This is a genomic window from Micromonospora globosa, assembly GCF_000717585.1.
Classification (GTDB): Bacteria; Actinomycetota; Actinomycetes; order Mycobacteriales; family Micromonosporaceae; genus Micromonospora; species Micromonospora aurantiaca.
In genome coordinates this window covers 98,116-110,248 of sequence record NZ_JNZR01000012.1, presented here as the reverse complement: position 1 = coordinate 110,248, position 12,133 = coordinate 98,116, and the positions used below count along the sequence as shown (strand labels likewise).

General features: G+C 72.0%; 9 protein-coding genes. 6 read left to right on the top strand and 3 right to left on the bottom strand.

Annotated features, from left to right (window positions below):
* Nucleotides 1-14: 14 nt before the first annotated feature.
* Nucleotides 15-1,487 (top strand): P1 family peptidase, encoded by a 1,473-nt coding sequence (locus IF06_RS0113880; protein ID WP_030271398.1) that lies wholly within the window; start codon nucleotides 15-17, stop codon nucleotides 1,485-1,487.
* Nucleotides 1,488-2,172: 685 nt separating this feature from the next.
* On the opposite strand, the gene IF06_RS0113875 is transcribed toward IF06_RS0113880, so the two are convergent.
* The 3 genes from IF06_RS0113875 to IF06_RS0113865 form a co-directional block, all read right to left on the bottom strand.
* Nucleotides 2,173-3,690: an ABC transporter substrate-binding protein gene (locus IF06_RS0113875; RefSeq protein ID WP_030271396.1), complete on the bottom strand. Its 1,518-nt coding sequence runs from the start codon at nucleotides 3,688-3,690 to the stop codon at nucleotides 2,173-2,175.
* Between the two features lie 124 nt (nucleotides 3,691-3,814).
* Nucleotides 3,815-4,777 carry a formylglycine-generating enzyme family protein gene (locus IF06_RS0113870; RefSeq protein ID WP_030271394.1) on the bottom strand — a complete coding sequence of 321 codons (963 nt, stop codon included), beginning with the start codon at nucleotides 4,775-4,777 and terminating at the stop codon, nucleotides 3,815-3,817.
* Nucleotides 4,778-4,784: 7 nt separating this feature from the next.
* Nucleotides 4,785-5,873 (bottom strand): 3-isopropylmalate dehydrogenase, encoded by a 1,089-nt coding sequence (locus IF06_RS0113865; protein ID WP_013288212.1) that lies wholly within the window; start codon nucleotides 5,871-5,873, stop codon nucleotides 4,785-4,787.
* A 185-nt stretch (nucleotides 5,874-6,058) separates the two neighbouring features.
* Here IF06_RS0113865 and IF06_RS0113860 point away from each other — a divergent pair, with 185 nt between their 5' ends.
* The 5 genes from IF06_RS0113860 to IF06_RS0113840 are packed head-to-tail and all read left to right on the top strand — an operon-like array spanning nucleotide 6,059 to nucleotide 12,128.
* Nucleotides 6,059-7,585 carry a PLP-dependent aminotransferase family protein gene (locus tag IF06_RS0113860; protein ID WP_013288211.1) on the top strand — a complete coding sequence of 509 codons (1,527 nt, stop codon included), beginning with the start codon at nucleotides 6,059-6,061 and terminating at the stop codon, nucleotides 7,583-7,585.
* A gap of 11 nt (nucleotides 7,586-7,596) precedes the next feature.
* Nucleotides 7,597-8,841 carry a M20 family metallopeptidase gene (locus IF06_RS0113855; protein WP_030271391.1) on the top strand — a complete coding sequence of 415 codons (1,245 nt, stop codon included), beginning with the start codon at nucleotides 7,597-7,599 and terminating at the stop codon, nucleotides 8,839-8,841.
* Nucleotides 8,838-10,280: an aldehyde dehydrogenase family protein gene (locus IF06_RS0113850; RefSeq protein WP_030271390.1), complete on the top strand. Its 1,443-nt coding sequence runs from the start codon at nucleotides 8,838-8,840 to the stop codon at nucleotides 10,278-10,280. The genes IF06_RS0113855 and IF06_RS0113850 overlap by 4 nt, the downstream gene beginning before the upstream one ends.
* 22 nt (nucleotides 10,281-10,302) lie before the next feature.
* Nucleotides 10,303-11,247, top strand: coding sequence for an ABC transporter permease (locus IF06_RS0113845; RefSeq protein ID WP_030271388.1), 945 nt, complete (start codon nucleotides 10,303-10,305; stop codon nucleotides 11,245-11,247).
* Nucleotides 11,244-12,128 (top strand): ABC transporter permease, encoded by an 885-nt coding sequence (locus IF06_RS0113840; protein WP_013288207.1) that lies wholly within the window; start codon nucleotides 11,244-11,246, stop codon nucleotides 12,126-12,128. Before IF06_RS0113845 ends, IF06_RS0113840 begins: the two co-directional genes overlap by 4 nt.
* Nucleotides 12,129-12,133 lie beyond the last annotated feature (5 nt).

Here is a 12,133-nt window from a genome sequence, read left to right as displayed (position 1 = left end):
ATGGGAGAAGCTGCATGAAGTCGTCCAGATTCGCCGCGCTCGCCGCGGCAGCCCTGGTCTGTCCGGGACTCGTGCTCGTCGCGTCGCCCGCGTCGGCCAACCCCGCCGCCGGCGCACCGGGTGCCCACAACGCCATCACCGACGTTCCCGGCATCCAGGTCGGCCAGGTCCAGTCCGACACCGCTCCGTACCTGACCGGCACCTCGGTCGTCTACATGCCGCAGATGTCCGTGGCGAGTGTGGACCAGCGTGGTGGCGCCCCCGCCACCAAGGAGACCGACCTGCTCAGCCCGCTCAACTCCAACCCGGGCGTCAACGCGATCCAGCTCGGCGGCAGCAGCATGTACGGGCTGTCGGCCACCAACGGCATCATCCGCTGGCTGGAGGACCGGGGCGAGGGCGTACGCGTCGGCGCCGGCGGCGTGGCCCCGATCGTGCCGGCCGCGGACATCTTCGACCTCGGCCGCGGCGGCGACCCGAAGGCCCGCACCTCCGCCGAGTGGGGTTACCTCGCGGCACAGGCCACCTCGGACGGTCCCGTTCGCCAGGGCGGCGTCGGCGGCGGCACCGGCGCCCGTGGCGGCGGCATGCGCGGCGGCGTCGGCACCGCGAGCGTCCACCTCGGCGACGGCATCTACGTCGGCGCGATGGTGATCGTGAACCCGGCCGGCTCCCCGGTCGACCCGGCCGACTGCACCCTGTACGGCGTCAAGTACGGCATCGGCAACGAGTTCGCCGGGTACAAGGCTCCCAAGAAGAAGGAGTGCAACCCGCCGACCCCGCCGGCCGCCGCCGCCGAGCAGCCGGCCAACACCACGATCGCCGTGGTGGCCACCAACGCCCCGCTGGAGAAGGCCGCCGCGCAGCGCATGTCCGGCAACGCGCACGACGGCATGGCCCGCGCGATCAGCCCGATCCACACGCTCGGCGACGGCGACACCGTGTTCGCGGTGTCCACCGGCAAGGGCGAGGCGCTCCAGATCAACGACCCGGCCGACAGCCGCCAGCTCAACGCCATCTTCAACGCCGGCGCCAGCACGCTCGCCCGTGCCATCGCCAAGGCGGTCCTCTCGTCCGAGAGCATCGGCAACACCACCAGCTACTGCGACCGCTACCCCTCGGCCTGCAAGGGCATGAAGCAGCTCAAGCAGTGGCGTACGCAGGGCAACGCCCCGGACGTGACGCCGGAGACCTTCGCCCAGGCGACCCAGGCGCTGGCGCAGACCCCGGTCCCCGCGCCGGCCGGTGCCGACAAGGGCAAGGACAAGGGCAAGGGCAAGCCGAACGCCGCTCCGGCGGGCAACACCACGAACGACGCCGGTCAGGAGTCGCAGAACGGCATGGTTCTCGCCTCCGGCAACACCGGTGGCCCCACGCTCTCGACGGGCGTGACCACGGGCCTGCTGGCCGCCGCCGTCCTCGGTGTCGGCCTGCTGGGCATGCACCTGCGGGGACGTCGCCGGGCGCCGTCCGGCGGGCTCAGCTGACACAGCCGCTGTCTCACCTCGCGCCGGCACAGTAGGCGCGTGACGATCGAGGCGGGTTCCGTCCACCCGGACGGGGCCCGCCTCGCGTCGTTCCCAGGTCGCCGGCCGGTGGATCGTCCGCGACCGGTATGACCGTCGATCTTGGAGTTGTGGCACCTCGCACAGCTCGCATACAACGCATCCCAGGCGCCACAACTCCAAGATCGACGGAGTGGGGCGTTCAAGGCCGACCCACTTGGCAGCACGTCAGCCCTTCGGTGTGCCGAGGGAGCGGGAACGAGCTGCCCTCGGCAGCTCGTTGCGTCGCGCTGGCGCAGAGCACAGAGGCCACACCGTAGGGCCGGACGTGGTCGTCGGGCGGGTGGAACGCGTCCACCCGCGGTTCAGCCCTCACTCGGCCGTGCGTTGCGTCGACGCCCCGAGCCCCCGGGCACGCAGTTTTCACGGAGGCAACACACCTCGACTGCGTCAGTCCACTGCGCACCGAATACGGCTCCCGGGCAACCCCGGCCCTCCTGGGCCGTCGATCTTGCACTTGGTGTCCCGACGAACGGGGTCAAATCCCCCGCACCAGGGGCAGCAAGTGCAAGATCGCGGGGAGGGGGAGCGGGGAGGGGGAGCGGGGGAATGACGGAAGGACCTGGTGGGCGGGAGCCCACCAGGTCCTTCTGTGCGTGGTGCTGGGCTACTTCTTGGACACCTTGGTGACGTCGAAGGACTGGGTCACCGCGTCCTTCGGGTAACCCTCGACGCCGTCGCGGATCACCGCGAGGTTCGGCAGCAGGAACAGCCAGTCGCTGGCGGCCTCCTGCGAGATGACCTTCGCGGCCTCGGCGAACTTCTTGTCCCGGGTCGCCGCGTCCAGAGCCGTGTCGGCCTCGTTCATGAGCTGCGTGACGGCCGGGTTCTTGTAGCGGTAGTAGTACTCCGGCTGGCCGTAGCGGACCAGGTCACGCGGCTCGACGTGGGCGATGATCGACAGGTCGTAGTTGGCCTTGCCGAGCACCTTGTCGAGCCACTGCGGCATCTCGACGTTGTTCTGGGTCACCTTGATGCCGACCTCGGCGAGCTGCGAGGCGACGAACTGCGCGGAGGCGCGGGCGTAGCCGGGCGGCGGGACGTCCATGGTCAGGGTGAGTCCGTTGGCGTGGCCGGCCTCGGCGAGCAGCTGCTTGGCCTTGGCGGGGTCGTGCGGGAAGTCTCCGGTGCGGTCCTCGTACCACGGGTCGCTCGGCGGCACCATGCTGCCGATCTTCGTGCCGTACCCGGACCAGACGGTCTTGATGAGCGCGTCGTGGTCGATCGCGTGGCGGATGGCCTGGCGCACGCGGGCGTCGGCCAGCGGGCCCTTGGCGTTGTTCATCGCCAGGACGACCTCACCGGTCGTCTTGCCCTCGACCACCTCGAACTGCTTGTTGCCCTTGAACACCTCGAGCAGCTGCGGCGCCTGGATGTTGGCCACGATGTCGAGCTGACCGGAGAGCATCGCGTTGTTCAGCGCGTTGGCGTCGGTGATGTACCGGAAGACGGCGGTGCCGACCTTGGCCTTCTCACCCCAGTAGCCGTCGTTGCGCACCAGCGTGATGCTGTCGCCGCGGTTCCACTTGTCGAACTTGAACGGGCCGGTGCCGTTCGGCTTCGTCCCCAGGTCGGTGGAGTTCTCCTTGAGCACCACGCCGACGCGGCCGGCGACGTCGAACAGCCAGCTCTGGCTGGGCCGGGACAGCGTCACGTCCACGGTGGAGGCATCGGGCGCCTCGACGGTCTTCACGACTGTCATCTGCGACTTGAACGGGTTCGTCGAGCCCTCGGCGGTGACCCGCTTGAAGCTCCACACCACGTCCTGCGCGGTGAGCTTCTGGCCGTCGTGGAAGGTCACGCCGTCGCGCAGCTTGAACGAGTACTTGGTGCCGTCGTCGGACACCTTCCACTCGCTGGCCAGCAGCGGCTCCACCTCGCCGGTGCCGGCGTTCTGGCGCACCAGGCCCTCGTACACGTTGTAGAGCAGGACCTGCGGGATCGCGGCGCCGGCCTCGGCGGTCAGGTCGAGGCTCACCGGCTCCAGGTAGGCGCCGAGGGTGACCGTACCGTTGCCGGAACCACCGCCGGTGGTGGTCTCCGAGTCACCATCGCTACTGCACGCGGTCAGAGCCAGCGCCGTGGCGAGCAGCACGGCGGGCAGCGTTATCTTCAGCCGATTCATTCGTGTGTCCCATCGCGAAGAACGCCAAGGGCGCTCGTAGCCTGTGAGGCGGGACACTATGAGCGTGCTACCCGATGCAAAAGGGCCAGTTCAGCGGGGTCGGCAGGTACCAATCAGCGCCGGACTACCGCGCCACGCGGAACCCGGTGTTGCCACTTGAGGAGTCAACGGTGGTCCGACTCCGTGCTGCCACGCGGTAACGGTTGCAATAAGAGTCGTGGCACAGGTACGAACCACCCCTGATGACGCTCTCACCTGGTGAGATACGGCCGCGGCGGTCGCGCCAGGGTTCGGCCGTGAGTTCCCAAACGTTGCCCGCGACGTCGTACAGGCCGTAGCCGTTCGGCGGAAACGCGGTCACCGGAGAGGTGCCTGCGAACCCGTCTTCCGCGGTGTTGACAGCAGGGAAGGCACCCTGCCAGATGTTGCACAGGTGCCGCCCGTCCGGGGTCAGCTCGTCGCCCCAGGCGTAGCGCGCCTGGGACAGGCCGCCGCGCGCCGCGTACTCCCACTCGGCCTCGGTGGCCAACCGGGTGCCGGACCACAGGCAGTACGCCTCGGCGTCCCGGTGGGAGACGTGCACGACGGGGTGCCGCTCGCGCCCGCGTACGTCCGAACCGGGCCCGTCCGGGGCGGCCCAGTGCGCTCCCTCGACCGCCAGCCACCACGGCGCCTGCGGCACCGACGCGTCCAGCACGTACCGGTGCGCGGACGGCGCCAGCAACAGGTGGAAGACGAACGACCAGCCGTACCGTTCCGCGTCCGTGCGGTAGCCGGTGGCGTCGACGAAGCGGGCGAACTGCCGGTTCGTCACCGGTGTCGCGGCGATCGCGAACGGGGCCACAGCCACCGGCCGGACCGGTCCCTCCAGGTCCTCCGGGAAGCCCTCCGGGTCGTCGGTGCCCATGAGGAAGGTGCCGCCGGGCAGCGCGATCAGGTCGTCCGTACCCCCGTGTGGTGAGCGGACGGCGCTCGCGCCCGCCGCGGCGCCGGTGCCGGCGGCGGCGGGCGGGCGTCGCGGCGCGCAACACGGCGACGGCGGGGGAGTGCCCCCGCCGTCGCCCGGATCGACCGGTTCGGTGCTCACATCCGTGTCACGCCGGCAGGGCGTCCGCCTGGTACGCGCCCTCGCCGATGACGGCGGCGACCGCGTCGCCGAAGTCCTCGGTCGACATGCCCATCTCCGGCCCGCGCATGGCGCCCAGACGCGGCAGCACCGCCTTCACCCCGTCCTCCAGGCAGCGGGCCGCCTCGGGGTGGCCCAGGTGCTCCAGCATCAGCGCGGCGCTGAGGATCGACCCGGCGGGGTTGGCCCAGCCGCGGCCGGCGATGTCCGGCGCGGAACCGTGCACCGGCTCGAACATGCTCGGCGCCGACCCGGTCGGGTTGAGGTTGCCGCTCGCGGCCAGGCCGAGACCGCCCTGCACGGCCGCGCCCAGGTCGGTGATGATGTCGCCGAACAGGTTGTCGGTGACCACGACGTCGAACCGCTCCGGCTGCGTCACCAGGTAGAGGCACATCGCGTCGACGTGCACGTAGTCCACCTCGATGTCCGGATACTCCGCGGCGACCTCCGCGAAGGTCCGCTGCCACAGGTCGCCGGCGTACGTGAGGATGTTCGCCTTGTGCACCAGGGTGACGTGCTTGCGGCGGCTCAGGGCCAGCCGGAAGCCGTGCCGGATGAGGCGTTCGACGCCCTTGCGGGTGTTCACCGACTCCTGGGTGGCGATCTCGTCCGGCCCGCCCCGGTGGATGAAGCCGCCGGCGCCGACGTAGGCGCCCTCGGTGTTCTCCCGCAGGATCACCAGGTCGCACTGCTCCGGGCGGAGCCCGCCGATGGGCGTGGGCACGCCTGGCAGCAGCTTGACCGGCCGCAGGTTCACGTACTGGTCGAACGCGGTCCGCAGGTGGATGACCAGGCCGCGTTCCAGCACGCCGGGCGGCACCGACGGGTCACCGACGGCCCCGAAGAGAATGGCGTCCGCCTTGGCCAGTTCCTGTTCCACGTCCGGCGGTACGACCTGGCCGGTTATCCGCCAGTAGTCCGCGCCGAGTTCGTAGTCCTCCCAGACCAGGTCGATCCCGAACCGTCGGGCGGCGGCGTCGCACGCCTTGACCGCCTGCGCGGTGACCTCCGGTCCGATGCCGTCGCCGGGCACCAGCGCGATTCGCTGGGCGCTCATGAGTCCACCCCTGTCCGCGTGCAGGAGACCGTCACCTGCCATCGCCCGGCCAAGCGTGGCGGGAACGGGCCCTCCGCAACAGGTCCAGGTCTCCGGCTAGGCTAGTACCAGCGGGACGCACAGGGCGTGTGCAGGGCGTACGACGACGGGACGAGGCGAGACCCCCGCGGGAGTGGGAGGTCGAGGTGGCGGATTTCCTGCTGCCGGTCAACCCGCAGAGCACGGTTCCGCTCTACGAGCAGATCATCACCGGGCTCGAGGACGCCATCCTCGCGGGGCAGTACGACGACGGCCCGCTGCCCAGCACGCGCCGCCTGGCCGAGGCGCTCGGCGTCTCCCGGAACACCGTGCTGACCGCGTACGACCGGCTCATGGAGCAGGGTCTGATCGTGACCGTCCCGCGGCGCGGTCTCTACGTCTCCTCCGACGCGGTGGTGCGGATGCGGGCCGCGCGGCGGACCGCCCGCTCGCCGATGCAGCCGATCGACTGGGAGGCGCGGCTGCCGGAACCGCCGCCCACTCCGGTGCACCGGGATCCGGCCTGGGCGCGGGCGCCGTTCCCGTTCGTGGTCGGCCAGCCCGACCCGTCCATGTTCCCGATCGGCGCGTGGGAGCGGGCGCAGCGTGAGGCGCTGCGGCAGGACGGGCTGTCCCGGGTCATCGGGGACGCCGGCCAGGCCGACGACCCGGAGCTGGTGCGTCAGCTCTGCGAGCACGTGCTGCCCGCGCGCGGCATCTCCGCCCACCCGGACCAGGTGATGATCACGCTGGGTTCGACGCACGCGCTGCACCTGCTGGCGAGCGTCCTCGTCCGGCCGGGCAGCGTGGTGCTCGTCGAGGACCCCGGCTACCCCGACGCCCGGACGATCATGCAGATGGCCGGCGCCGACGTGGTGCCCGGCCGGGTCGACGAGGACGGCCTGGTCGTCGAGGACCTGCCGGCGGACCTGCACGGCGCCCAGCTCGTGTACGTCACGCCGAGCCACCAGTACCCCACCGGCGCGACCATGTCGGCGTCCCGGCGTGAGGAGCTGCTGCGCCGGGCCGGCGCGGCGGACGCGGTGGTGATCGAGGACGACTACGACCCGGAGATGACGTTCCGGGGGATGCCCGCGGTGGCGGTGCGGGCGCTCGACGACGAGGACCGCGTGGTCTACCTCGGCAGCTTCAGCAAGCTGCTGGCACCCGGGCTGCGGCTCGGCTACGTGGTGGCGTCCCCGGCGCTCGTGGACGCCATGCGGGCCCGCTCCCGCTACGTGCTGCGTCACCCGCCCGGCCCGATGCAGCGCGCCCTCGCGCAGATGATCGCCAGCCGGGACCTGGCCCGCCACGTGCGCCGCGTCCGCGCCCACTACCAGGGGCTGTACGAGGAGATGGTGCGGGCGGTCGAGCGGCACGTGCGCTGGGGACCGCAGCCGGTGCCGCGCGGCGGGCTGGCCCGCTGGATCACCGGCCCGCCGGGGCTGGACGCCGGAGAACTGGCCCGCGAGCTGCGCCGCCAGGGCGTCCTGCTGGACCCGGGCGCGCCGTACTGGGCCACCCGGCCGGCGCCGCGTCACCACCTGCGCCTGGGGTACCAGGTGATGCCGCTGGACCGCATCGAGGAGGGGGTACGGCGGGTCGCCGCGGCCGTAGAAGACCAGGTCCGGCCACGGCTGGTACCCCCACCGACCCGGAAACTGGACGTTCCCCTCCGAGGGCGGAGTTCGTAACCTCCGACGCCATGACGTCGGACACCCACGCCTCCCTCCGCGCCGGCCATCTCGTGGACGAACAAGCCGTCGTGTCGCTCACCCAGGACCTGGTCCGCATCCCCTCGACCTGGGACGCGGGCCGAGGGCGTAGCGAGCAGCCAGTGGCGGAACTCGTCGCGCAGGTCATGCGGGGATTCGGCTGGCGGCCGGAGGTCACCGAGGTCGTCCCCGGGCGCCCCAACGTCGTCGCGGTGGTGGACGGCGGCCTGCCCGGCCCGACGCTGATGTTCGAGGGGCACACCGACGTCGTCACCGAGGGCGCTCCCGAGGAGTGGACCGTCGACCCGTTCGGCGGCGACATCGTCGACGGGCGGCTGTACGGTCGCGGCTCCGCCGACATGAAGGCCGGTGTCGCCGCGATGATCCACGCGACCCGGGCCGTCGAGCTGGCCGGGCCGTTCCCGGGCCGGATCGTGGTGGCGGCCCTGGTGGACGAGGAGGGCCAGATGCTCGGGGCGAAGCACTTCACCACCACCGCGCTCGCCCGCGAGGTGGACGCCGCGATCATCTGTGAGCCGGAGGCGGAGGAGATCTGCGCGGTCGCCAAGGGCGCCGTCCGGCTGCTTGTCACCTGCACCGGCAAGATGGCGCACGGCGCGATGCCGCAGCACGGCCGCAACCCCGTGCCGGCGGTGGCCGAGCTGGTCGCCGCGCTCGGCCGGTACCAGAAGGAGCTGCAGGCCGACCCGGGTGAGCACGAGCACCTCGGCCTGACGTACCTGACCCCCACGGTCCTGGACGCCGGCTCCGCCGACCAGCTCAACGTCATCCCCGGGCGCGCCGTCCTCGGCGTGGACTGCCGGACCGTACCCGGTGTCGACCACGCCGCGCTCGCCGCGCGCGTCCGCGCCGACGCCGACGCCATCGGCACCAGGCACGGCGTCACCTTCGCCGTCGAGGTCGTCGACGACCGGCCGTGCGCGGTCACCCCGGAGGACCACCCGGTCTCGCTCGCCGTGGCCGAGGCGCACCGCGCCGTCACCGGCGCCGAGCCCGTCTTCGGCGGCGTGCCCGGCGCGACCGACGGCACCATCCTGTGGCGCGACAGCGGCATCCCGAACGTGGTGTACGGACCCGGCCCGAAGTGGATCGCCCACCAGCCCGACGAGTACGTCGAGGTCGACGACGTCGTCCGCAAGACGAAGGTCTACGCCGAGGCGGCCCTGGCCTTCCTCACCGGGGCCACCGGCGCCCGGACGGGTGCGGCGTCGTGACCGCGCAGGAGCTGCTGACCGCGCTGCCCGCCGGCCTGCCGATCGGCGCGGGCTGGACCAGCACCGCGCAGACGGCGCCGGTGCGCTTCCCGTACGACGGCAGCACCGTCACCCAGGCGCCGTGGGGCGACCCCGGCGACGCGGAAGCGGCTGTCGAAGCCGCGCAGGAGGTCGCCGCGGAGATGGCCGGCCTGCCCGGCCACCGGCGGCGCGCGATCCTGACGGCAGTCGCCGCCGAGGTCCGCGCCCGCACCGGCTCGCTGGCCGAGCTGCTGGTCCTGGAGACCGGCAAGCCGCTCGTGGACTGCCGGGTCGAGGTCGCCCGCACGCTGGTCACGCTGGAGACGGCCGCCGAGGAGGTCGGGCACCTGACCGGCGAGACGGTGGCCCTGGACATGCAGCCGGCCGGCGAGGGCATGCTCGGTTTCTGGGTACGCCGCCCGGTCGGTGTCGTCGTCGGCATCACCGGGTTCAACTACCCGCTGCTCCTGGCCGCCCACAAGGTCGCGCCGTCGGTCGCGGCGGGCTGCCCGGTGATCGTCAAGCCGGCGCCGAACACGCCGCTGGCCACGCTGGTGCTGGTCGACCTGTTCCGCCGGGCCGGCTGCCCGGCCGCCGGGGTCCAGCTCGTCACCGGCGGCGTCGAGGTCGGCAAGCTCCTGACCACGCACCCCGGCGTCGCCGCCGTGTCGTTCACCGGGTCGGCGCACGTCGGCCACCAGATCGCCCGCGCCGCGGCCCCGCGCAAGGTGCTGCTCGAACTCGGGTCCAACGCGGCGCTCGTCGTCGGCCGCGACGCCGACCTCGACCGGGCCGCCGAAGCCGTCGTACGCGGCGGGTTCTACGCCTCCGGCCAGGCGTGCATCAGCGTGCAGCGGGTGATCGTCGAGGAGCCGGTCCGGGAGGCGCTGCTGGACCGCCTCCGGCCGCTGCTGGCCTCGGTCATCACCGGCGACCCCCGGTCCGCCGACACCCGCGTGTCCGCCCTGGTGGACGAGGCGTCCACCGAGCGAGTCCACTCGTGGGTGGACCGCGCGGTCGCCGCCGGGGCGCGCTGCCTGGCCGGCGGTACGGCGCAGGGCCGGGTGCTGCAACCGACCGTGCTCGTCGACGTCCCCGAGGACGCCGAGTGCTGGGCGGAGGAGATCTTCGGTCCGGTGGTCTGCGTCCGGTCGGTGCCCGACATGGACGCCGCGGTCGAGCTGGTCAACCGGTCCCGCTACGGGCTCCAGGCCGCCGTCTTCACCCGCGACCTGGCTGTCGCCCTGGACGTCGTACGCCGTCTCGACGTCGGCGGCGTGCTCGTCAACGAGGTGCCCGGCTTCCGCGCCGACAACATGCCGTACGGCGGCGTCAAGGACTCCGGCATCGGCCGGGAGGGACCGCGCTTCGCCATGGAGGAGCTGACCGTGACCAAGATGGTGATGATCAGGCCATGACTCGGAGTGGGAGCACACACGCATGGTGATCTACTTCGTCCGGCGGCTGGCCATCCTCGCGGTATCGCTGTTCGCCGCGTCGATCCTCGTCTTCACGATGCTGGCGCTGCTGCCGGGCGACCAGGCGCAGGCGATGCTCGGCGTCAACGCCACCCCGGAGGCGCTGGAGGCGCTGCGGGAGCAGTTCGGGACGAACCGGCCGTTCACCGAGCGGTACCTCGAATGGGCGGGCGGCCTGATCCGCGGTGACTTCGGCATCTCGCCGCTCAGCGGGGTGTCGGTCGGCTCGGAGATCGCCGACAAGCTCGGCGTGACGGTGCCGCTGATTCTGGCCGGGATGACGCTGGCGCTGCTCATCGCCGTACCGCTGGGCATCCTCGCCGCGGTGAAGAGCCGTACCGCGATCGGAACGGCGCTGTCGGCGCTGAGCCAGGTCGGCATCGCCGTGCCGTCGTTCTGGCTGGGCATCCTGCTCATCACCGTGTTCGCGGTGAAGTTGCAGTGGCTGCCCGCCGGCGGGTTCACCGGATGGGACGACGTCGGCGGCGCCGTGCAGGCCCTGCTGATGCCGGCGCTGGTCCTCGGCGTGGCCCAGGGCGCGATCCTGATGCGCTACGTCCGGTCCGCTGTGGTCGAGGTCATGCAGGAGGACTTCATCCAGACCGCGCGGGCCAAAGGGCTGAGCCGCTCGCAGGCGCTGTCCCGGCACGCGCTGCGCAACGCGGCCATCCCGGTCATCACGGTCCTCGGTCTGCAACTCGCGACGCTGCTCATCGGCACCGTCGTGATCGAGAACGTCTTCGGCCTGCCCGGTCTCGGCCGGATGCTGCTCCAGGACGTGGGCAACCGCGACCTGCTGAAGGTGCAGGGCACCGTGATGGTGCTGACCGCCGCGGTGCTTCTGATCAACTTCGTCGTCGACGTGGTGTACCACGCGGTCGACCCCAGGCTGAGGAGCAAGGCATGACATCAGTCGCCGACGCCCCACCGGACGCCACCGCCGACGTCGTCGCGGCCGGCCCGGTCAAGCCGCGCCGCCGCTGGAACCTCACGCTGGTGATCGGCGCCGGCCTGGTGGGCCTGGTCGTCCTCACCGCGCTCGTGTCGTTCCTCTGGACGCCGTACGACCCCACCCGGGTCGACCCGTCGCAGACGCTGCTGTCCCCGGGCGGGGACCACTGGCTCGGCACCGACCACTTCGGCCGGGACATCGTCAGCCAGCTCCTCGTCGGCGCGCGGACCACACTGTTCGTCGGTGTGGTCGCCGTCGCGATCGCCGCCGCCGTCGGCGTACCGCTGGGTCTGCTCGCCGCCACCGGGCACCGCTGGCTCAGCGAGCCGGTGATGCGGGCGCTGGACATCGTGTTCGCGTTCCCGGCCATCCTGCTGGCGATCATCCTGGCCGCCGGCTTCGGCGCCTCCACGCTCACCGGCATGATCGCGATCGGCGTCGCGAACGTGCCGGTGTTCGGCCGTCTCACCCGGGCCGGCGCGATGCAGGTGCTGCAGAGCGACTTCGTGCTCGCCGCGCGCAGCTACGGCCGCCGGGGCGTGGTGCTCATGGTCCGGTACGTGCTGCCGAACATCGCGGCCCTGCTCATCGTGCAGGCGTCGGTGTCGTTCGCGCACGCGGTGCTCGCCGAGGCGGCGCTGTCCTACCTCGGGTACGGCACCCCGCCACCGACCCCCACCTGGGGACGGATGCTCCAGGAGGCCCAGAACTACTTCGTCGTGCAGCCGATGCTCGCCGTCTGGCCCGGTCTGGCCATCGCCCTGTCGGTGCTCGGCTTCAACCTCATGGGCGACGGGTTGCGCGACGCCCTCGACCCGCGGCTGAGAGGACGGTGAGCGGC